17 protein-coding genes are annotated in these 20,894 nt (G+C 70.6%); 15 read left to right on the top strand and 2 right to left on the bottom strand.

Annotation, left to right across the window (positions count from 1 at the left end; genetic code table 11):
* Window positions 1–6: 6 nt before the first annotated feature.
* The gene (locus VGW35_05250) at window positions 7–1,035 is read left to right on the top strand and encodes an LLM class F420-dependent oxidoreductase (GenBank protein HEV8307053.1); all 1,029 of its coding nucleotides are present in this window, start codon (window positions 7–9) and stop codon (window positions 1,033–1,035) included.
* A 12-nt stretch (window positions 1,036–1,047) separates the two neighbouring features.
* A complete protein-coding gene (locus VGW35_05245; protein ID HEV8307052.1) occupies window positions 1,048–1,608 on the top strand; it encodes a DUF2628 domain-containing protein in 561 nt (186 codons plus the stop codon).
* Between the two features lie 189 nt (window positions 1,609–1,797).
* Here VGW35_05245 and VGW35_05240 read toward each other — a convergent pair whose 3' ends face one another.
* Window positions 1,798–2,124, bottom strand: coding sequence for a hypothetical protein (locus VGW35_05240; GenBank protein HEV8307051.1), 327 nt, complete (start codon window positions 2,122–2,124; stop codon window positions 1,798–1,800).
* A 147-nt stretch (window positions 2,125–2,271) separates the two neighbouring features.
* Window positions 2,272–3,126: a hypothetical protein gene (locus VGW35_05235; GenBank protein ID HEV8307050.1), complete on the bottom strand. Its 855-nt coding sequence runs from the start codon at window positions 3,124–3,126 to the stop codon at window positions 2,272–2,274.
* Window positions 3,127–3,267: 141 nt separating this feature from the next.
* On the opposite strand from VGW35_05235, the gene pdhA reads away from it, so the two are divergent.
* From pdhA to VGW35_05170, 13 genes are all read left to right on the top strand, one after another.
* A complete protein-coding gene (gene pdhA, locus VGW35_05230) occupies window positions 3,268–4,362 on the top strand; it encodes a pyruvate dehydrogenase (acetyl-transferring) E1 component subunit alpha (GenBank protein ID HEV8307049.1) in 1,095 nt (364 codons plus the stop codon).
* A 75-nt stretch (window positions 4,363–4,437) separates the two neighbouring features.
* A complete protein-coding gene (locus VGW35_05225) occupies window positions 4,438–5,430 on the top strand; it encodes an alpha-ketoacid dehydrogenase subunit beta (GenBank protein HEV8307048.1) in 993 nt (330 codons plus the stop codon).
* Window positions 5,431–5,466: 36 nt separating this feature from the next.
* A complete protein-coding gene (locus VGW35_05220) occupies window positions 5,467–6,795 on the top strand; it encodes a dihydrolipoamide acetyltransferase family protein (GenBank protein HEV8307047.1) in 1,329 nt (442 codons plus the stop codon).
* A gap of 109 nt (window positions 6,796–6,904) precedes the next feature.
* Entirely contained in the window at window positions 6,905–8,332 is a 1,428-nt protein-coding gene (gene lpdA / locus VGW35_05215) for a dihydrolipoyl dehydrogenase (GenBank protein HEV8307046.1), read from the top strand.
* Window positions 8,329–9,570 (top strand): MFS transporter, encoded by a 1,242-nt coding sequence (locus VGW35_05210; protein ID HEV8307045.1) that lies wholly within the window; start codon window positions 8,329–8,331, stop codon window positions 9,568–9,570. The genes lpdA and VGW35_05210 overlap by 4 nt, the downstream gene beginning before the upstream one ends.
* Window positions 9,567–10,268 carry an alpha/beta hydrolase gene (locus tag VGW35_05205; GenBank protein ID HEV8307044.1) on the top strand — a complete coding sequence of 234 codons (702 nt, stop codon included), beginning with the start codon at window positions 9,567–9,569 and terminating at the stop codon, window positions 10,266–10,268. The genes VGW35_05210 and VGW35_05205 overlap by 4 nt, the downstream gene beginning before the upstream one ends.
* A gap of 19 nt (window positions 10,269–10,287) precedes the next feature.
* Window positions 10,288–11,700: an amidase gene (locus tag VGW35_05200; protein HEV8307043.1), complete on the top strand. Its 1,413-nt coding sequence runs from the start codon at window positions 10,288–10,290 to the stop codon at window positions 11,698–11,700.
* A gap of 10 nt (window positions 11,701–11,710) precedes the next feature.
* Window positions 11,711–13,312: an ATP-binding protein gene (locus tag VGW35_05195; GenBank protein HEV8307042.1), complete on the top strand. Its 1,602-nt coding sequence runs from the start codon at window positions 11,711–11,713 to the stop codon at window positions 13,310–13,312.
* Window positions 13,313–13,436: 124 nt separating this feature from the next.
* On the top strand, window positions 13,437–14,999 hold the full coding sequence (locus VGW35_05190; GenBank protein ID HEV8307041.1) for an ABC transporter substrate-binding protein: 1,563 nt from the start codon (window positions 13,437–13,439) through the stop codon (window positions 14,997–14,999).
* An 8-nt stretch (window positions 15,000–15,007) separates the two neighbouring features.
* Window positions 15,008–16,576 carry an ABC transporter substrate-binding protein gene (locus VGW35_05185; GenBank protein HEV8307040.1) on the top strand — a complete coding sequence of 523 codons (1,569 nt, stop codon included), beginning with the start codon at window positions 15,008–15,010 and terminating at the stop codon, window positions 16,574–16,576.
* 45 nt (window positions 16,577–16,621) lie between these two features.
* Window positions 16,622–18,166, top strand: a complete 1,545-nt coding sequence (locus tag VGW35_05180; protein ID HEV8307039.1) for an ABC transporter substrate-binding protein — start codon at window positions 16,622–16,624, stop codon at window positions 18,164–18,166.
* 148 nt (window positions 18,167–18,314) lie between these two features.
* The gene (locus VGW35_05175) at window positions 18,315–19,883 is read left to right on the top strand and encodes an ABC transporter substrate-binding protein (GenBank protein HEV8307038.1); all 1,569 of its coding nucleotides are present in this window, start codon (window positions 18,315–18,317) and stop codon (window positions 19,881–19,883) included.
* Between the two features lie 66 nt (window positions 19,884–19,949).
* The gene (locus VGW35_05170; protein HEV8307037.1) at window positions 19,950–20,894 is read left to right on the top strand and encodes an ABC transporter permease; all 945 of its coding nucleotides are present in this window, start codon (window positions 19,950–19,952) and stop codon (window positions 20,892–20,894) included.

Below are 20,894 nucleotides of genomic sequence, written 5' to 3'. Positions count from 1 at the left end.
GGGACGATGCGCCTCGGATTGAATCTCGGCTACACGGCGGCGAAGGTGATCCTGGACGCTCAGCTCGTGCAGGACGCCGAGCGGCTGGGCTACCACTCCGTGTGGTCGGCCGAGGCCTACGGGTCGGACGCCGTGACGCCGCTCGCCTGGCTCGGCGCCGTGACGTACCGGATCCACCTCGGCACGGCCATCATGCAGATCGCCGGGCGGACGCCGGCCATGACCGCGATGACGGCGATGACGCTCGACGCGCTCTCCGGGGGTCGCTTCCTCCTCGGGCTCGGCGTCTCCGGCCCGCAGGTCGTCGAGGGCTGGCACGGGCAGCCGTTCGGCAAGCCGCTCGGGAAGATGCGTGAGTACGTCTCGGTGGTGCGGACCATCCTCGCCCGGGAGAAACCGCTCGAGCACGCGGGCGAGCACTACCGGATCCCGTACACGGGGCCGGGCGCCACCGGCCTCGGCAAGCCGCTCAAGAGTATCCTGCACGCCCGGCCGCACATCCCGATCTACGTGGCCGCCATCGGGCCGCAGAACGTGGCCCTGGCGGCCGAGATCGGCGATGGCTGGCTGCCGGTCTTCTTTTCCCCGGACCGCATGGGACTCTACCGCGCCGCGCTCGACGAGGGCTTCGCCCGCCGCGCTCCCCGGCCGGGGCCGCCGCCCTTCGACATCGCGCCGACGGTGCAGGTCGTCTGCGGGTCGGATGCCGCCGCCTGCCGGGCGCAGGTCAAGCCGCGTCTGGCCCTCTATGTCGGGGGCATGGGGGCCCGCGGCCGAAACTTCTACAACGATCTCGCTTGTCGCTACGGCTACGAGGCCGACGCCGCCCGGATCCAGTCGCTCTACCTGGCCGGGAAGCGCGACGAGGCGATCGCCGCCGTGCCCGATGCCCTGGTCGACGAGGTGGCTCTCTGCGGGCCGCGGGAGCGGATCCGCGATCGGCTGGCCGCGTACGCGGCGGCCGGCGTCACCACTTTGATCTGCGCCACGAGCCAGCCGGATGCGATGCGGCTCATGGCGGAGCTCGTCACCTGACGCGAGGACGGTGTGCCCCGGTCGGACGGGACGGCCGGACCTCGGCTCTACGAGCTCCGTCTCACGCGGATCGCCGACGCGCGGCACCGCTACCAGATCGCGCGCTCGCTGGCCCATCGGTTCCCGTCCCAGGACGTGTCGGCCGTGGCCGCGGCGCTCGGCGGCCCCGGCTTCGTGACGCGCGTCGAGCTGCGTGACGAGGAGGTCCCGGGGCTGGCCCGAGAGCTGTACGCGGCCGGGGTCCCGCCCGCCGCGCTGATCCTCCTGCCCGCGGACCGCCACGTGTCCCGCGACGAGGCCGATGGCGCCGCCGATCGCGGGTTCGCGCGCTTCGCGCGTCGCGGCGGGCGGTTCGTGCCGACCTGGAACTGGGGGGCGTTCGTCTTCGGGCCGCTCTGGTACCTTCGGAAGGGGCTTTACGGCAAGGGGCTCCTGCTCCTGGGGCTGGGCCTCGTCCCCATCTGGACCCTTCCGGTCACGCTCTTGACCTCGCTCGGGATCCTCGTCTACAGCGGTCTCTGCGGGAACTGGGATTACTACCTCTGGAAGGTGAAGCGCACCCAGTGGTGGTGACCCGGCGGCGGCCGATCGCAGACCCCAAGAGCTGTCGGACTGACCGCGCGCCGGGGGAAGCCTAATCGCCACAGGGCTGATCGTCCGCTCCGAGCGCGGGCTTGGCCCGCGCAACCTCTTCCTGGGGGTGGGGCTGGGAGGGGGCCCCCAAGGGCGAAGCCCGTTCGATCAGAGGCCCCCTCCCACTGCCTAGAAGAGCCGGCGAGCCTCCTGGAAGTCGCGGTCGCGCTCGACCTCGGCGCTCAGCGCGTCGAGGGCCTGTCGCAGGGACGCGCTCTCCCCGTCGCGGGCGAGGCGCTCGGCGAGCTCGCGCGCGCGTGTCTCCCACTTCCGCGCCTTGGACGTATAGCCCCAGGGGTCCGCGGCGGTCAGCTTGCTCCGCTGGATCGCGTCCTGGAGCGCGCGGGCGCGCTCGGCGGAAAAGACGCTGGCTCCGGTCCGCCCGCCCCCGGCCGGCGCGATCGCCGCTGGGCGCCGCTCCGGGGTCCGCGCGACCGGCGCGCCGCCGCCACCCATCGCACTGCTACCCGCGCGCGTCCGGCGCTCGTCGCCGCGCCGCCGATCCCCGCCGCTCGTGGCCGGCCGCCGGGCCGCGGGTTTTGCCGCGCTCTTCGCCCTGGTCTTCCCTCCCGATCCTTTACTGCGCTTGGTCGCCACCGTCGGTCACCTCCTCGATGTCGGAGTGAGTGTTGGCCTCGTCACGGACAACCCGGCAAGGGGCCGGACGAAATGATACATCGCGAACACCTCGAGCGCGAAGGGGGGAAAACCGAGATAGCCGGCCAGCGGCATCGCGAAGAGCTTCCAGTCGGGAAACACGGGCACCCCCACGTACTCCCACCGGCCGATGGCCCAGTAGTTCCAGAACTCCCAGAGCACCCCGCAGATGACCCCGGCCAGGAGCCACCGGTAGACGAAGCCCCGGTCCCCGCGCGCCCAGGCGGCCGTGAAGGAGGGGCGGCCCGCCCGGTAGTTCAGGGGGTCGAGGAGCAGGACGAACCCGAGCCACACGAAGCCGAAGGCCCAGGGGCGCGCGGGCGCCGGCAGGAGCGGAGGGACCACCAGGAACACGGCCCCGACCGCGACCCCGGCGCGGAGCAGGGCCGGGCTGGGCGGCCGCGGCACGCCTCGAGCGCCGGCGAACACCGCGAAGGCGTCGAGCAGGGCCGCGGTCTCCCACAGGCCCGGCGTGATCGTCGCGAAGGCCCAGGCGTAGCCGAGGGCGGCCAGCCAGGGGGGCTCGGGCACCCCGAAGTAGTCCCAGTTCTGGAGGCGGAGGTTGTAGAGCTCGAAGACGAGCCAGAGCGGGATCGACACGGTCGCCATGAAGGCGGCCTCGCGCGGCCGGTCGTGGATGAGTGAGGCCCCCCGGCGCCTGAGCACCAGGGCGTCGGCGAGCAGGATGTAGGCGCTCCACATGATCGGCGTGTACCAGCGCGCCAGGGGCGGCAGCCGCCAGGGGACGAGCGCCTGGCTCACGACGAGGACGCCCAGACCGAGCCACCCGTACCAGACCACGGTGATCCCCTTCCTCCGACGATCGTAACCGCGGCGCGCGCCCGGACGCTCCCCGTGCATTTTTTTCACGGCCGGCGAAGTTGACCGCCCGGGCGTCCATGGTAGACAATAACCGTAGGAGACTTCACCAAGGAGGCCGACTTGCCGCGAAAGAGCCTCGACCTCCCTCCCATCGAGTACTTGTCGATCCTGGACCCGGAAGGCAACGTCGATACCAAGCTGGAACCGAAGATCCCCCCCGACGACCTCAAGCGTCTCTACCGCACGTTCCTCCTCTCCCGGCGATTCGACGAGCGGATGCTGCGCCTGCAGCGTCAGGGCCGGATCGGCACCTTCGGCCCCACGCGGGGTCACGAGGCCGCGGTCCTCGGCAGCGTCTATGCGCTCCGGCCGACCGACTGGGTCGTCCCGTATTACCGCGAGTGGCCGGCCTACATGTGGCGCGGCTGGCCGCTCGACAACCTCGTGCTCTATTACGCGGGCTTCGCCGAAGGGATGCGGGTGCCGGACGGCAATCGGGATCTCCCCCTCTGCATTCCCATCGCGAGCCAGCTCCCCCACGCGGTCGGCGTCGCCTACGCGGCCCGCTACAAGGGGGAGGGGAGCGTCACCCTGGCCTATCTGGGCGACGGGGCGACCTCCCACGGGGACTGCCAGGAAGCGATGAACTTCGCCGGGGTCTTCCAGGTGCCGCTGATCTTCCTGATCCTGAACAACCAGTGGGCGATCTCCGTCCCGCGCTCGCGGCAGACCCGGGCCAAGACGCTGGCCCAGAAGGCGACGGCCTACGGGTTCCCGGGGATCCAGGTGGACGGCAACGATGTCCTGGCCGTCTGCGTCGCCACCCAGGAAGCGGTGGAACGGGCCCGTCAGGGCGGCGGGCCCACGTTGATCGAGACGGTGACGTACCGCCTGTCGATGCACACGACCGCCGACGACCCCACCAAGTACCGGAGCGAGGAAGAAGTCAAGACGTGGGAGGCCAAGGAGCCGCTCATCCGATTCCGGCGCTACGTCGAGGCCAAGGGAGTCGTGGACGAGCGGACGCACGCCGAGCTCGAGGCGGAGGTGGACGCCGAGATCCGGGGTGCGATCGAGCGGGCCGAGGCGCGGATGAAGCCGAACCTCCTGGAGGTCTTCGAGCACGTCTACGCCGAGCGTCCCCCGGAGCTCGAAGCGCAGCGGGAGGCGCTGGTCCACCACCTCGCGGAGATCGGGGAAACTCCGCCGAGCTGAGGAGCGCGTGAAGGAATGATGGCGACGCTGCCGTGCGTGGACGACGGGAAGCCGCGGAACTGAGGAGCTCGCCATATGGCCAACGAGACCCGCAAGCTGACGATGGTCAAGGCGATCAACCTCGCCCTCCACCAGGAGATGGAGCGGGACGACGACGTCATGGTGCTCGGCGAGGACGTCGGCGTCGACGAGGGAGTCTTCCGCGTCACCGAGGGGCTGCTCAAGAAGTTCGGCGAGCAGCGGGTGATCGACACCCCGCTGGCCGAGGGCGCGATCGTCGGGATGGCCGTCGGGATGGCCATCTACGGTCTCAAGCCCATCCCCGAGATCCAGTTCTCGGGCTTCGCCTTCCAGGCCTTCCACCAGATCGAGAACCACGCCGCCCGCTACCGCGCCCGCACCCGGGGGCGGTACCACATCCAGATGGTGATCCGCATGCCCTACGGCGGAGGGATCCGCGCCCTGGAGCACCACTCGGAGAGCGAGGAGGCCTACTACGCCCACACGCCGGGCCTCAAGATCGTCATCCCCTCGGCCCCCCGGATCGCCCGGGCGCTCCTGGTGAGCGCCATCCGGGACCCCGACCCGGTCGTCTTCTTCGAGCCGAAGGCGCTCTACCACGCCGTCCGGGAGGAGGTCCCCGATGCCGAGGAGACCTGGCCGATCGGCCAGGCGCGGGTCGCCCGGGAGGGGACGGACCTGACGCTGATCGCTTACGGCAGCATGCTCCACAAGTGCCTCGAGGTGGCCGACCGGGTGAAGGTCGAGGACGGCGCCGAGATCGAGGTGATCGACCTCCTGTCGATCTCGCCCATGGACGGAGAGGCGATCGCGGCCTCGGTGCGGAAGACCGGGCGCGCCGTGGTCGCCCACGAAGCGCAGCGGAACTGTGGCGTCGGCGCCGAGGTGATGGCCCGCATCGTCGAGACCGCGTTCCTCCAGCTCCAGGCGCCGATCCGCCGGGTCACGGCGCCCGACGTCGTCTACCCGGGGTTTGCGCGGGAGCGGGGCTGGCTCCCCGACGCGGAGCACGTGCTGAGCGCCGTCCGCGAGACCCTTCGCTTCTAGCTCCCTTTCCCCGGCTCCCCCGGCGGGGAGGTGCGCATGGCTCGAGAATTCAAGCTGCCCGATCTCGGTGAGGGTCTGACCGAGGCGGAGATCGTCCAGGTTCTCGTCGCCGAGGGCGAGGAGATCAAGGAGGACCAGGCGGTCCTCCTGGTGGAGACCGAGAAAGCTCAGGTCGAGCTGCCCTCGCCCTTCGGCGGCCGGGTCGCGAAGATTCACGTGCGACCGGGCCAGCGTGTCAAGGTCGGCTCCGTGCTGATGAGCTTCGGAGACGGGGGGAGTGATCGGGCTCAGGAGAAAATTACCGCCAGACCTGGGGGGCCGGCGGTGAGCGTCGCCGAACCCCGCGTGGAGGGGTTCGGGGGGGACAGCGTGCCCCCCCCAGCCCGAACGATCCCTCCGGCGGCGACGCCGGCCACCCGGCGCCTCGCCCGCGAGCTCGGGGTCGAGCTGGCGGGCGTGAAGGGCACCGGACCCGGCGGGCGGATCACGGACGAAGATGTCCGGAGTGTTCGGGCTGAGGGGGGGAAGCTCCCCCCCTCAGACTCCCCCACGCGGGGTGCGGCGACGGTCCCCGCGGGCCCGGCTGAGGCGCGCGAAGCCGAGCCCGGGCGGCCCCTCGAGCTTCGCGTCGAGCTGCCGCCGCTCCCGCGCTTCGAGCAGTGGGGGCCCATCGAGCGCGAGCCGCTTCGAGGCATCCGCCGCCGGAGCGCCGAGCATCTCGCGCTCGCCTGGGCGGTCATTCCCCACGTCACCCAGCACGACGAGGCCGACATCACCGCGCTCGAGGCGCTCCGCCGCCGTCACCAGGCCCGCGTCCGCGACGGCGGGGGCGACCTCACGCTCACCGTGCTCGTGATCAAGGCCGCGGCCCTCGTCCTGAAGGGGCATCCGCGTTTCAACGCGAGCCTCGACCACCGGACGGGCGAGCTCGTCCTGAAGCGCTACTACCACATCGGCGTGGCGGTGGACACCGAGCGCGGCCTGGTGGTGCCGGTCGTGCGGGACGTCGACCAGAAGCGCATCCGTGACCTGGCCGTGGAGCTCTCTCAGCTGGTGGGGCGAGCCCGCGAGGGCAAGGCCACGCTCGAGGAGCTGCGTGGCGGAACCTTCACGGTGACGAACACCGGGGCGCTCGGCGGCACGGGCGCGACGCCGATCATCAACTACCCCGAGGTGGCGATCCTCGGGCTGGGCCGGGCGCGCGAGATGCCGGTCGTGCGGGACGGCCAGGTGGTCGTCCGCCTGATCCTTCCGCTCTCGCTGGCCTTCGACCATCGCGTGATCGACGGGATGGAGGCCGCCCGCCTCAGCGCCGAGCTGGTGCGGCTGCTCGAGGACCCCGAGCGTCTTCTGCTGGACGCCTGAGAGCCGGTGACGGAGTTGAGGCGGGACGGGCCGGGCAGGGACGACGGGAAGCAGCGGGGAGCGACAGCAGGCGCTCCCGCCCCAAGCTGAACTGAGAGCCCGGCTGACCATGGTCGTGGGAGAGCTCCCGCGCGAGGTCGACGTCGTCGTGATCGGCGGTGGTCCCGGCGGGTACGCGGCCGGCTTCCGGGTCGCCGACCTCGGCCTCGAGACCGTGATCGTCGATGCGCGCGGGCCCCTGGGCGGTGAGTGCCTGCACGTGGGCTGCATCCCGTCCAAGGCGCTCCTCGGCCTCGCCGCTCTCGTGCACGACGCGGCCGAGGCCCGGGCGGCCGGGCTCGAGTTCGCGCCGCCCCGGCTGGTTCTCGATCGCCTCCGCGAGTGGACGGCGGCCTCGATCGTGAAGCTCGCCCAGGGCCTGGCCGGGCTCGCCCGCGTGCGGGGCGTCGACGTGGTGGCGGGGCAGGCCCGCTTCGCCGACGCCCACACGGTGCAGGTCGCGTCGGAGGACGCCCCGCCCGCCACGCTCCGCTTCAAGCACGCGATCGTGGCCACCGGCGCGCGTCCGACGACGCTGCCGGGGCTCGACCAGCCCAGCCCGCGGATCTGGGATTCCGCCGCGGCTCTCGCGCTGCCGGCCGTGCCCTCCCGCCTCCTCGTGGTCGGCGGAGGCTACATCGGGCTCGAGCTGGGCACCGTCTACGCCGCGCTGGGATCCGAGGTCACGGTCGTCGAGCTGATGGACGGCCTCCTGCCGGGCGTGGACCGCGATCTGGTGGCGCCGCTCGCCCGCCGCCTGGCGGGCCTCTTCAAGCAGATCCACCTCCGGACGAAGGTCACGGCGGTCCGCGAGACGGACAGCGGGGCGGTGGTCGAGCTCGCCGGCGAGGGCGCGCCGGGCCAGCTCGAGGTCGAGCAGGTGCTGGTCGCCGTCGGCCGCCGCCCGCACACCGCCGAGCTGGGCCTCGAGCGAATCGGCGTCCGGCTCGATCCCCGGGGCTTCATCGAGGTCGATGCGCGGCGGCAAACGAGCGTGCCCCGCATCTACGCGGTCGGCGACGTGGCCGGCGAGCCGATGCTCGCCCACAAGGCGATGGCGGAGGGCCTGGTGGCGGCGGAGGCGATCGCCGGGCGGCCCGCCGCCTTCGAGCCCCAGGCGATTCCGGCCGTGGTCTTCACGGATCCCGAGGTGGCCTGGGCCGGTCTGACCGAGGAAGCCGCGCGGGCGCGGGGGGTCGACGTCCGGACGGTGAAGATGCCGTGGTCGGCGTCGGGGCGCGCCGTGGCGATGGGGCGCCCGGACGGGCTCACCAAGCTCACCTTCGAGGCTGGCACCGGACGCCTCCTCGGCCTGGGTCTCGTCGGGCCGCACGCGGGCGACCTCATCGCCGAGGGCACGCTCGCCGTCGAGATGGGCGCCCTCGCCGAGGACATCGCCGCCACCATTCACCCACACCCGACGCTCTCGGAGACGCTCGGCGAGGCCGCCGAGCTCTTCCTCGGCCGCCCGGTCCATCTCCCGCCGCCCCGCCGCTGAGCGCCTCGCGCATCACCGTCCTCCTCGCCGGTCTCGGCGTCTTTCCCGTCACGCTGGACTCCGCGGTCAACATCGCCTTTCCCGCGATCTCGGCGGCCTTCGGGCGTCCTGTCTCCGCGATCCAGTGGGTCGTCATCGCCTACGTCTTGACCGACGCCTGTCTGCTGCTTCCCGCCGGCTGGCTCGCCGATCGGAGCGGGCACCACCGGGTCTTCGTCCTCGGGCTCGCCCTCACCGCGGCGGCGTTCCTTCTCTGCGGCGGCGCGCCGGCGTTCGGCTGGCTGCTCGGCGGCCGCGTGCTTCAGGGCGTCGGGGCCGCGCTCATCTTCGGCAGCGCGCCGGCCCTGGTCACCCTGGCGAGCCGGGATGCCGAGCGGCAGCGGGCCCTGGGCTGGTTCAACCTCGCCTTCGGCGCCGGGGCGGTGCTCGGCCCGCTCGCCGGCGGCGCCCTGGTGACGGCGTGGGGATGGCGGGCCGTCTATCTCACCCGCCTGCCGCTCGCCCTGGCCGCCCTCGTGCTCGTCTGGCGCGCCCGGCCGCGGGAGCTCCCGGGTCCCACCCGCATGGAGGCGCCCCCGACCGCCCACGCGGTCGCCGATCGGCGGACGTTCGTCGTGGCCAACGCGGTCAACGTCCTCGCCAACGGCGCGCTCTTCTTCGTCTGGCTCCTGGTTCCCTACTATCTGCTGGAGCGGCGCGGCCTCGGGGCCGGCCCGGGCGGCGTGCTGTTCGCCGCCGGGGCGCTGGCGACGGCCCTGGGAGCGCCGGCCGGCGGCCTGTGGGCCGATCGCCGGGGCGCGCGGCGCCTGGTGCCCGTGGCCCTCGGCGCCGAGGCGGTCGGGCTCCTGCTGACGAGCCGGCTCGACGCCACGTCTTCGCCCGTCGCGATCGCCCTTGCCCTCCTGCTGGCCGGCGGCGGGGTCGGCCTGTTTGCCGCTCCCAACATGCACTACGTGATGGGGGCCCTGCCGCGCGCGCGGCAGGGCTGGGCGGGAAGCCTCGTCGTGCTGATGCGCCGGGGCGGCATCGTCACGGGCGCGGGGCTGGCGACGTTCGTCTACGAGGGTCGGCTCGCGCTCTATCGGGGGCTCGGCGCGGCGGAGGCCGACGCGACCGCGCGCGCCTTCACCGACGCGTTCCTGGTGGCGTCCGCCATCGCCGCCACTGCCGCGGGCCTGAGCCTCATCCCGCCCGCCGTCCGGCGTGATAGGCTGGGCGCGTCGAGGGGCAGGATATGACCACCTTCGGGCTCGTCCACGGGGCCTGGCACGGGGCCTGGTGCTGGGATCGGCTCGTCCCCGAGCTCGAGGGGCGGGGACACCGGACGGTCGCGATCGACCTCCCGTGCGAGGACCCGGCCGCCGGCTTCGTCCATTACGCGGAGGTCGTCGATCGGGCGCTCGGGGCGGCCGACGACCTGGTCCTCGTCGGCCACTCCCTCGGCGGCCTCACCATCCCCCTGGTGGCCGCGCGCCGGCCGGTGCGGTGCCTGGTGTTCCTGTGCGCCGGGCTCCCGCTCTTCGGGCGGAGCCTCGACGACCAGGTCGCCGCCGAGCCCGACATCTACGTGCCCGGCTATCTGACGCATCCCGGCCGCGTCCTCCACCCGGACGGGTCGACCTCCTGGCGGGACGCCGCGTCCGCGCGCGCGATCTTCTATCAGGACTGCACGCCCCGGGAGGCCGAGTGGGCGTGGGCGCGCCTGCGGCGGCAGGCCGCCACGCCGCGCCGAGAACCGTGCCCGCTCACGGCGTGGCCGGAGGCCACCCGGGTGTCGATCATCGGCCGCGAGGACCGCGCGATCGCGCCGGCGTGGTCGCGGCGGGCCGCCCGCGAGCGGCTCTCTGTCGAGGCGCTGGAGCTGCCCGGCGGCCACTCGCCCTTCCTGAGCCGACCGACCGAGCTGGCTGCGCTGCTGGATCGCGTGATCCGGTGATGATGGAAAGGAGCCTGGAATGGCGAACGACGCGCTCTGCTGGCTTCCGGCGACCGAGCTGGCCACCCTCATCCGGAAGCGGAAGATCTCCCCGGTCGAGGTCGTCGACGCGGCCCTCGACCGGATCGACCGCCTGAACCCGCGCCTCAACGCGTACGTCACCGTCACCGCCGACGAAGCTCGGAAGGCGGCCCGGGCGGCCGAGCGGGCGGTCGGACGGAAGGGCGCGCGCCCCGGGCCGCTCCACGGGGTGCCCTTCTCGGTGAAGGACCTCGTGATCACCAGTGGCGTGCGCACCACGTTCGGCACGCCGCTCTACCGTGACCACGTGCCCGCGGAGGACGCGCCGATGGTCGAGCGGCTGCGGGCGGCGGGCGCCATCATGCTCGGCAAGACCAACACCCCCACCTTCGGCTGGATCGGCGCCACCCACAACCTCCTGTTCGGCGCGACGCGCAATCCCTGGAACCTCGAGCGCACGCCGGGCGGCTCGAGCGGCGGCGCCTCGGCCGCCGTCGCGGCGGGGCTCGGCCCGCTGGCGATCGGCACCGACGGCGGCGGGTCCATCCGCATCCCCGCCTCGTTCGCGGGGATCTTCGGCCTCAAGCCCTCGTACGGACGGATCCCCACCTATCCGGTGGGCGGGGGCTGGAGCCTCTCGCACATCGGTCCGATGACGCGCACCGTCGCCGACGCCGCGCTCGTGCTGTCCGTGTGCGCCGGGCCTGACGAGCGCGACCAGTACTCGCTGCCGATCGACGGCGTGGATTACGTCCGGGCGCTCCGGGGAAGCCTCAAGGGCCTGCGGGTGGCGTACAGCGACGATCTCGGCTTCGTGGAGGCCGTGGACCCGGAGGTGCGGAAGGTGTGCGGGCTTGCCAGCCGGGCCTTTCGCGAGCTCGGGTGTCGGGTCGAGACGGTGCACCCGAACTGGCCGTCGCCGCGGGAGGCCTGGCACGAGATCTTCTACGGCGGGATCGCGACGCGCCTCTCGCCCTTCTTCGACCGGCGCGACGAGATCGATCCCGGCCTCTACCGACTGATGCAGGCGGCGCTGGCCAACCCGCCGACCCGGTACATTCAGGCCTGGTTCGATCGGCTCGCCTGGGCGCAGCACCCGCGGGCGCTCTTTGCCCGGTACGACCTCCTGCTGACGCCGACCGTGGCGTGCGCGGCCTTCCCGATCGGCCTCGACTATCCGGCGGAGGTCGCGGGCAAGCCCGTGGAGCCCATCGCCTGGACGCCGTTCACGTTTCCGTTCAACCTGACCGGCCAGCCGGCGGCCTCCGTGCCATGCGGCTTCACGGAGAACGGCCTGCCGATCGGGCTTCAGATCGTGGGCCGGCGCTTCGACGACGCGACGGTGCTGCGGGCGGCGGCCGGTTTCGAGCGCGTGCGTCCCTGGGCGGCGCGCCGCCCGCCCGTCGGCTGAGAGACCGCCTGTGGGCGAGACCCGCGTCGACCTGCTCCACCTCCTCGAGGATCTCAGGGACGCGTACCCCGGGGCCCTCGAAGAGACCATCCTGACCGAGATCGTCGCCAACTCGCTCGACTCCGGCGCGGTGGGGATCTCGCTCGCCGCCGACCCGACCCGCGCCACCCTGACCGTGGTGGACGACGGCTCGGGCATGGCCCGCCGGGAGCTCGCCCGGTACCACGACATCGCCGCGACCACGAAGACCCGCGGCGAGGGGATCGGCTTCGCGGGCGTGGGGATCAAGCTCGGTCTCCTGGCGTGCGAGGAGGTGCTCACCGAGACCCGGCGCGGAAAGACCCACGTCGCCACCACCTGGCGCCTGGCCTCGCGCCAGCGCGCGCCCTGGCGCTGGATCCCGCCTCCGGGGCTCGTGGCGGTCCACGGGACGGCCGTCCGCCTCACGCTCCGGAACCCGCTGTCGCCGCTCCTCGACGGAGGCTTCATCGCGGCGTGCGTCGAGCAGCACTTCGAACCCTTGCTCGATCCCTCCTTCGACGAGTGCCTCGCGACCCACTACCCGGGCGGCGTGCGCTTCGTGGTGAACGACCGCCCGCTCGCGCGGCGGATGCCCGCTCCGGGCGTGGCGCCGCTGGCCGTCCGGATCGGGCGCCGGCGCAAGCCGGCGGCCGTGGGTTACCTCGTCCGGGACGGCGGGCCGCTCCCCGAAGGGGAGCGCGGGGTCGCCGTCAGCACCCTGGGGAAGATCATCAAGCGTGGCTGGGACTGGCTCGGCCTCTTCCCGGCGGCGCCGGAGCGGGTGAGCGGCCTCGTCGAGGTGCCCGGGCTCGCCGAGTGCCTCACGCTGAACAAGGCCGACTTCATCCGCACCGGGGCCCGAGGGGCCACGTACCTGGCCTACCGCAAGGCCATTCAGGAAGCGGTCTCGGCCCAGCTCACCGCCTGGGGCGACATCCGCGACCGCACGGAGGAGGCGCGGAAGCGCGCGCGTCCCGTCGAGCGCGACCTCCAGAAAGTCCTGCTCGACCTGGCCGAGGAGTTTCCGCTGCTCGCCGCGCTCGTCGAGCGCCACGCCGGCGGGCAGGAGCGGCTCCCGACGGGACGCCCCGGCCAGCGCCTCGAGGCGCTCCACGGAACGGCCGGCCCGCTGTTCGCCGAGACCCCGGAGGAAGCGGAGACGGAGCCGTCGACTCCTGAAGCCGGCGAGAGCCCGCCCGCGCCCGCCCCGGCGGCGGCGAGCGAGACCGAGCGCCCTCCCCGTCCCGAATCGGTTCCGGGCGGATCAGGGACCAGCGGCGAGCGCGCCTCCCGGCGGCCCGGCCGCTACGGCCTCACCATCCAGTTCGAGCACCGGCCCGAGGACCCCGGACTCGGCCGGCTCGTCGAGTCGACGGTCTGGGTCAACGAGGCCCATCCCGCTTACCGCCGCGCGGTCGCCTCCCGGGCCGAGGGGTACCACATCGCCCTGGCGGTCGCGATGGCGCTCGCGCCCCTCGCGGTCGAGCCCGCTCAGGCCCAGCCCTTCCTCACGACGTTTCTCGCCCGCTGGGGCGAAGCCCTCGACCGCCGCGATGCCGGACGGGGCAAGGGAAGGCGGCGACGACGGTAGACGATGGGCCGGAAGTCCTCGCTGAACCCGAAGGGACCCCCTTGACGAGAGCCCCGGTGGGGGCCGAGGATGGGACCCTCCGGCCGAAGCTCGGGTCGCGCCCTTCCCTGAGAGGAGGCTTTCGATGATCAGCCGGTCGTTCCGCCCGTTGGCCTTCCTCCTGTCGGCGGCGGTGCTCGTGACCGTCCTCGAGGCCGACGCCTGGGCCCAGAAGAAGGGCGGCGTCGTGCGGGTCGCAGTCCTCGGCGATCCGCCCACGCTGGACTCGCAATGGACGACCGCGAACTTCGTCGAGGTGATCACTCAGCACATGTACGAGGGCCTCTACACCCTCGACCAGAGCTACCAGCCGATCCCCGACCTGGCCGACGGCATGCCCACGGTGAGCGCCGACGGTCTGACCTACACGATCAAACTTCGCCAGGGGGTGAAGTTCCACAACGGCAAGGAACTGACGAGCGACGACGTCGTCGCCTCGCTCAAGCGCTGGGGCGGCTACGCGGCCCAGGCCAAGGCCCTGTGGGCCTCCGTCGAGGACGTGCGGCCGGCCGGCAAGTACGCGATCGAGCTCAAGCTCAAGGAAAAGTCGGGGGTCGTCCTGATCTCCCTGGCCAACGCCAACAACTTCGCCGCCATCTACCCGAAGGAGATCGCCGAGAAATACCCGACGCCCAACAAGGTCACCGAGTACGTCGGCACCGGGCCGTACAAGTTCGTCGAGTGGAAGCCGGACAGCCACATCCGGATGGTCCGGTACGACGACTACAAGCCGCGCTCGGAGCCGGCCAACGGGTACGGCGGCCGGAAGGTCGCCTATGCCGACGAGATCCGCTGGATTCCGATGCCCGACGTGGCCACCCGGGTCGCCACCCTGGAGTCGGGCGAGGTGGAGTTCGCCGACGACTTGCAGGCCGATGCCTACAGCCGGATCAAGGAGAACCCGAAGCTCAAGGCGCTGATCGTGCGGCCGTACGCCTGGGCCATGGCGGTCTTCAACAAGAAGGAAGGCCTGATGACCAATCAGAAGCTCCGCCAGGCCATCCAGGCCGCCATCGACGTCGAGCCGGTGATGAAGGCGGCGGCCGGGAACCCGCTCTTCTACCGCCTCGACCCCGGCCTCTCCTTCCAGGAGCAGAAGGCCTGGCACTCCACGGCGGGGGCGTCCGCCTACAACCAGCGGAACAAGGAGAAGGCCCAGCAACTCCTCAAGGAAGCCGGCTACAAGGGCGAGCCGATCCGCTTCCTCGCCACCAAGGAATACGCCTGGATGTACAACTACGCCCTGGTCCTCAAGCAACAGCTCGAGGAGCTGGGCATGGTGATCGACCTCCAGGTGGTGGACTGGGCCACGCTCGTCCAGCGGCGGAACAACCCGCAGATGTACGACATCTTCACGACCGGCATGGCGATGGCCGCGGACCCGACCCATCACCCCTACCTCACTTGCGGCTGGCCGGGCTGGACCTGCGACGAGGAGATCGCCAAGCGGATGGACGCCATCCGGCGGGAGTCCGACCCCAAGAAGCGGAAGGCGCTGTGGGACGAGGTCAACAAGCGGTTCTACGAGTACGTCCCGGTGATCCGCCTCGGCGACATCTTCGGGCTCCGGGCGATGCAGGCCTCCGTCAAGGGGTTCAACGAGCAGATGGCGTTCCCGCGCTTCTACAACGTCTGGCTCGACAAGTGAGGAAGGGCATGAGGCACGCGGCTTCGATCCGGTTGCTCGCGGTCGCGACGCTGGCGCTCGCGCTGGCCAGCGCCGGGCCGGCTCTGGCCCAGAAGCGAGGCGGGGTGCTGCGGGTGGGGATTCTCGGCGAGCCGCCGGCCCTCGACGCTCACTGGTCGACCACCGCCCTCGTCGAGACGCTGACCAACCACGTCTACGAGGGCCTCTACACCCTGGATCAGGACAATCGCCCGATCCCGATGCTGGCGGACGGGATGCCCGCGGTCTCGCGGGACGGCCTCACCTATACCGTCAAGCTCCGGCCGGGGGTGCGGTTCCACAACGGGAAAGAGCTGACCAGCGAGGACGTGGTGGCCTCGCTCAAGCGCTGGGGCCAGCAGGCCAACCAGGGCAAGGTGCTGTTCAAGCAGGTCGCCGACCTGCGGGCCGTCGACCGCTCCACGGTGGAGCTCCGACTCAGCGAGCGCTCGCCCATCACGGTGCTCGCCCTGGCGATCCCCAACAACTTCGCGGCGATCTACCCGAAGGAAATCGCCGAGCGGTTCCCGCCCCAGCAAAAGGTCACCGAGTTCGTCGGGACGGGCCCCTTCCGGGTCGCCGAGTGGAAGCCGGACCAGTACCTCCGCATGGTTCGGTTCGACCAGTACCGCCCGCGGAACGAGCCCCCGAACGGGTACGGCGGCGCCAAGGTCGCCTACGTCGACGAGGTGCGGTGGATCCCGGTGCCGGAGGTGGCGACGCGGGCCGCCCAGGTGGAGACCGGCGAGCTGGACTTTGCCGACGACCTGAGCCTCGACCAGTACGACCGGCTCGCTCGCAGCCCCAATGCCCGCCCCCTCGTCGCCAAGCCCTACTTCTGGCTCATCGCGGTCTTCAACAAGAAGGAAGGCCTGATGACGAACCCGAAGCTGCGTCAGGCCTGGCAGGCGGCGGTCGACATCGAGCCGATCATGAAGGCCGTCGCCGCCGGCCGCCCGGAGTTCTACCGCCTGGATTCGAGCCTGATGTTCCAGGAGGTGGCCGAGTGGCACACCAAGATCCCGGGTCTCCCCTACAACGAGCGGAACGTCGAGAAGGCCAAGCGTCTGATGAAAGAGGCCGGCTACAAGGGGGAGCCGATCCGGTTCCTGGCCACCAAAGAGTACAAGTGGATGTACGACTTCGCGGTGATGATGAAGCAGCAGCTGGAAGACATCGGCTTCACCATCGATCTTCAAGTCGTGGACTGGGCGACGCTGTCGACCCGCCGGTTCAACCCGAAGGAGTACGAGGTCTTCACCACCGGGATCGGGATCGGCGCCCAGTTCGATCCGATGTTCCAGGCGATTCTCTCCTGCACGTGGGCGGGCTGGACCTGCGACGAGGAGATCCAGCGCGTCAGCCAGGAGCTGGCACGCGAGACCGATCCCAAGCGCCGCCGGACTCTGTGGGAGCAGCAGACGCGGCTCTGGTACGAGAAGGTGCCCTCGATCCGGCTGGGAGACCTCCACGGGCTGCGGGCCGTCCAGAAGCAGGTGAGGGGACTCAACGAGAACACCGAGCGGCCGCGCTTCTACAACGTCTGGCTGGAGAAGTAACTTCCGCTCTCCCTCGGGGGAGAGGGTCAGGCTGAGGGGGGTCCGATGAAGCACCGCTGGATCGTCGCGCTGATTCTCGTGTTCGTCGCGGTCTCCGCCGCCGAGGCCCAGAAGCGGGGCGGCGTCGTCCGGATCGGCAACCTGGGCGAGCCACCCACGCTCGACGCTCACTGGACGACGGCGACCCTCACCGAGGTGCTGACGAACCACCTCTACGAGAGCCTCTACGCGCTCGACGAGGGCTATCGGCCGATCCCCATGCTGGCCGAGGGGATGCCGGCGGTGTCGCCGGACGGCCTGATCTACACCTTCAAGCTGCGCCAGGGAATCAAGTTCCATAACGGCAAGGAGATGACCAGCGAGGACGTGGTGGCCTCGCTGCGCCGGTGGGGCCAGCAGTCGCAGTACGGCCGCGCCCTCTTCGCGGTGGTCGCCGATCTCCGGGCGGCCGACCGCGCCACGGTCGAGATGCGCCTCAAGCAGAAGTACGCCGCGGTCCTGGTCGCCCTGGCCGCTCCGAACAACTTCGCCGCCATCTACCCGAAGGAGGTCGCCGAGAAGTTCAAGCCGGCCGAGAAGGCGACCGAGTTCATCGGAACCGGGCCGTTCAAGCTGGCGGAATGGAAGCCCGACCAGTACATCCGGATGGTGCGCTTCGACGACTACAAGTCGCGCGGCGAGCGGGCCAGCGGGTACGGCGGGGCCAAGGTGGCCTACGTGGACGAGATCCGCTGGATCCCGGTGCCCGACGTCGCCACCCGGGTGGCCCAGATCGAGACCGGGGAGCTCGACTTCGCCGACGACCTGAACATCGACGCCTACGATCGGCTCACGCGGAGCGCCAACGCCCGCCCGATCGTGGCCAAGCCGTATTACTGGCTCGTCGCGGTCCTCAACAAGAAAGAGGGCCTGATGACGAACCAGAAGCTCCGGCAGGCCTGGCAGGCGGCCATCGACATCGAGCCGATCATGAAGGCCGTGGCCGGCGGCCGTTCCGAGTTCTACCGGATGGACTCGAGCCTGGCCTTCGTGGAGAACACGCCCTGGTACGTCAAGCTGGACGGGCTGCCCTGGAACGAGCGGAACAAGGCGAAGGCCCAGCGGCTGCTGAAGGAGGCCGGCTACAAGGGTGAGCCGATCCGCTTCTTGGCGACCCAGGAGTACAAGTGGATGTACGACTTCGCCCTGGTGACGAAGCAGCAGCTGGAAGACGCCGGATTCACCATCGACCTTCAGGTGGTGGACTGGGCCACCCTGGTGAAGCGCCGGAACAACCCCAAGGAGTACGACGCCTTCACGACGGGGACCGGCAACATCTTCGAGCCGACCGCCTTCACCATCCTGTCCTGCACATGGCCGGGCTGGACGTGCGACGAGGACATCCAGCGGCTCAACGCCGACCTGGCGCGGGAGACCGATCCCAAGAAGCGGTACGCGCTCTGGACCGAGATGCACCGGGTCTTCTACGACAAGGTCCCGTCCATCCGCTATGGCGATCTCCACGGCCTGCGGGCGGCCTCGAAGAAGCTCAAGGGCTTCGACGAGAAGACAGAGCGGCCGCGCTTCCACAACGTCTGGCTCGACAAGTAGCGACGGCGCGCGCCGACGCGGGCGGGGGCGGCCGGCCCGGGTAGGCTCTTGACGGGAGTCCCGCTCTGGCCCGAGGATGGAGCACCGCCGATTGATCGCCCGCAGGTGCGGGCGATAGCTTCGACCCCGAGATCTCCGGAGGTGCTGCATGGGGCATAGGACCTTGCTGCGAACCATCCTGGCCACGCTGGCGACGATCGCCCTGGTCGTCGTGGGCGCCGCCGTCGACGCCGACGCCCAGAAGAAGGGCGGGGTCGTCCGGGTCGGCAACCTGGGCGAGCCGCCGACCCTCGATGCCCACTGGACGACGGCCAGCATCACCGAAACCCTGACCAACCACATCTACGAGGGGCTGTACACCCTGGACGACGACAACAAGCCGATGCCGATGCTCGCCGAGAGCCTGCCCGCGGTGTCCAGGGACGGCCTGACCTACACCTTCAAGCTCCGGCGGGGGATCAAGTTCCACAACGGCAAGGAGATGACCAGCGACGACGTGGTCGCCTCGCTCAAGCGCTGGAGCCAGCAGTCGATCTACGGGAAGGACCTCTTCGGCTACGTGACCGACCTCCGGGCGGCGGACAAGTACACGATCGAGATGAAGCTCAAGGAGAAGGTGGCCATCGTGACGATCAACCTGGGGGTGGCCAACAACTTCGCGGCGATCTACCCGAAGGAGATCGCCGAGAAATTCAAGCCCCAGGACAAGGTGACCGAGTACGTCGGCACCGGCCCCTTCAAGCTGGTCGAATGGAAGCCCGACCGGTACATCCGAATGGCGCGCTTCGACGACTACAAGCCGCGGAGCGAGAAGCCCAGCGGCTACGGCGGAGCCAAGATCGCCTACGTGGACCAGATCGACTGGATCCCGGTGCCGGACGTGGCCACCCGGGTGGCCCAGATGGAAACCGGCGAGCTGGACTTCGCCGACGACCTGAACGCCGATGCCTTCGACCGGCTCCAGAAGAGCGCCACCGCCCGCCCGATCATCGCCAAGATGTACTACTGGCTGGTCGCGGTCCTGAACAAGAAGGAAGGGCTGATGACCAACCAGAAGCTTCGCCAGGCCTGGCAGGCGGCGCTCGACATGGAGCCGATCATGAAGAACGTGGCCGGCGGCCGGTCGGAGTTCTACCGGATGGACTACAACCTCATCCACCGGGAGATCGCGTCCTGGCACGTGACCATGTCCGGGCTGCCGTGGAACGAGCACAACAAGGAGAAGGCCAAGAAGCTCCTGCAGGAGGGCGGCTACAAGGGTGAGCCGATCCGCTTCATGACGACGCAGGAGTACAAATGGATGTACGACTTCGCCCTGCTCACCAAGCAGCAGCTCGAGGACGCCGGATTCACCATCGACCTGCAGGTGGTCGACTGGGCGACCCTGGTGAAGCGCCGCAACAACCCGAAGGAGTACGACGCCTTCACCACCGGCATCGGACCGCAGTACGACCCCACCAACTCGAACGTCCTTTCCTGCAGCTGGCCGGGCTGGACGTGCGACGAGGAGATCCAGCGGATCAAGACCGAGATGATCCGCGAGACGGACTACAAGAAGCGCTTCGCCCTGTGGGAGCAGATGCACAAGGTCTTCTACGAGAAGGTGCCCGTGATCCGCTACGGCGATCTCTTCGGCCTGCGGGCAGCGTCCAAGAAGCTCAAGGGCTTCAACGAGAAGACCGAGCGGATCCGGTTCTACAACGTGTCGATCGAGTGATCCCGGACTGACCCGGAGTCCCGATTCCGGGGGCCGCCCGCCGGCGGGCGGCCCCCGGCTCTCGCCGTGACGACCTACCTGGTCCGTCGGCTGCTGGCGCTGATCCCCGTGATGGCGGTGGTCGTCACCACCGTCTTCTTCATCATCCACCTGATCCCCGGGGACCCGGTGAGCGTCATGCTGGGCCCGGACGCGACGACCTCGCAGATCGAGGAGACCCGGAAGGCCATGGGGCTCGACCGCCCGCTCTACGAGCAGCTCGTCCTCTTCTACACCCGGATCCTGAAGGGCGACCTCGGGCGCTCGTACTTCCTGGACCGGCCGGTCACGACCGCGCTGTGGGAGCGGGCCGAGCCGACCATCGTGCTGACGCTCACCTCCCTGTTCGTGGCCGTGGCGATCGGGGTGCCGTCCGGCATCATCGCGGCCGCCTACCCCGGCTCGGCCTGGGATCGGGTCCTGATGCTGGGGGCGCTCCTCGGCGTCTGCATCCCGGGGTTCTGGCTGAGCCTCAACTTCATCTACCTGTTCGCCGTCCGGCTCGGCTGGCTGCCGGCCGCCGGCTATGCGTCGGTCCTCGAAAATCCGTGGGCGGCGCTGCGCTACATGGTCCTGCCGGCGGTCTCGCTGGGCTTCAATCAGTCGGCGCTGATCGCGCGCATCAGCCGGTCCTGCATGCTGGAGGTCCTGCAGCAGGACTACATCCGCACCGCGCGAGCCAAGGGACTGTCCCAGCGGGTCGTGGTCTACATCCACGCGTTCCGGAACGCCCTCGTCCCCGTGGTGGCGGTCATCGGGATCACGATGGCGATCCTGATCGGTGGTGCGGTCGTGACGGAGATCGTCTTCAACATTCCGGGGCTCGGGCGTCTCATCATCTCGGCCATCCTCCGCCGCGACTATCCGGTCGTGCAGGGCGTGGTGCTGGTGACGGCGGCGGCCTACGTCCTGATCAACCTCGCCGTCGACCTGGTCTACGGATTCATCGATCCCCGCATCCGCTACGACTGA

The organism is Candidatus Methylomirabilota bacterium, from assembly GCA_036005065.1.
In the GTDB taxonomy this organism is placed as follows: domain Bacteria; phylum Methylomirabilota; class Methylomirabilia; order Rokubacteriales; family DASRDR01; genus DASYQW01.
The sequence above is the reverse complement of the archived record's forward strand: the minus strand, read 5'-3'. Positions and strand labels throughout refer to the sequence as shown.

Coding starts and splice junctions, on each gene's coding strand:
- VGW35_05180 (HEV8307039.1), top strand. CDS start 16,622: ATGAAGCACCGCTGGATCGTCGCGCTGATTCTCGTGTTCGTCGCGGTC.
- VGW35_05190 (HEV8307041.1), top strand. CDS start 13,437: ATGATCAGCCGGTCGTTCCGCCCGTTGGCCTTCCTCCTGTCGGCGGCG.
- lpdA (HEV8307046.1), top strand. CDS start 6,905: ATGGTCGTGGGAGAGCTCCCGCGCGAGGTCGACGTCGTCGTGATCGGC.
- VGW35_05225 (HEV8307048.1), top strand. CDS start 4,438: ATGGCCAACGAGACCCGCAAGCTGACGATGGTCAAGGCGATCAACCTC.
- VGW35_05240 (HEV8307051.1), bottom strand. CDS start 2,124: ATGGGTGGCGGCGGCGCGCCGGTCGCGCGGACCCCGGAGCGGCGCCCA.
- VGW35_05205 (HEV8307044.1), top strand. CDS start 9,567: ATGACCACCTTCGGGCTCGTCCACGGGGCCTGGCACGGGGCCTGGTGC.
- VGW35_05220 (HEV8307047.1), top strand. CDS start 5,467: ATGGCTCGAGAATTCAAGCTGCCCGATCTCGGTGAGGGTCTGACCGAG.
- VGW35_05200 (HEV8307043.1), top strand. CDS start 10,288: ATGGCGAACGACGCGCTCTGCTGGCTTCCGGCGACCGAGCTGGCCACC.
- VGW35_05185 (HEV8307040.1), top strand. CDS start 15,008: ATGAGGCACGCGGCTTCGATCCGGTTGCTCGCGGTCGCGACGCTGGCG.
- VGW35_05175 (HEV8307038.1), top strand. CDS start 18,315: ATGGGGCATAGGACCTTGCTGCGAACCATCCTGGCCACGCTGGCGACG.
- VGW35_05250 (HEV8307053.1), top strand. CDS start 7: ATGCGCCTCGGATTGAATCTCGGCTACACGGCGGCGAAGGTGATCCTG.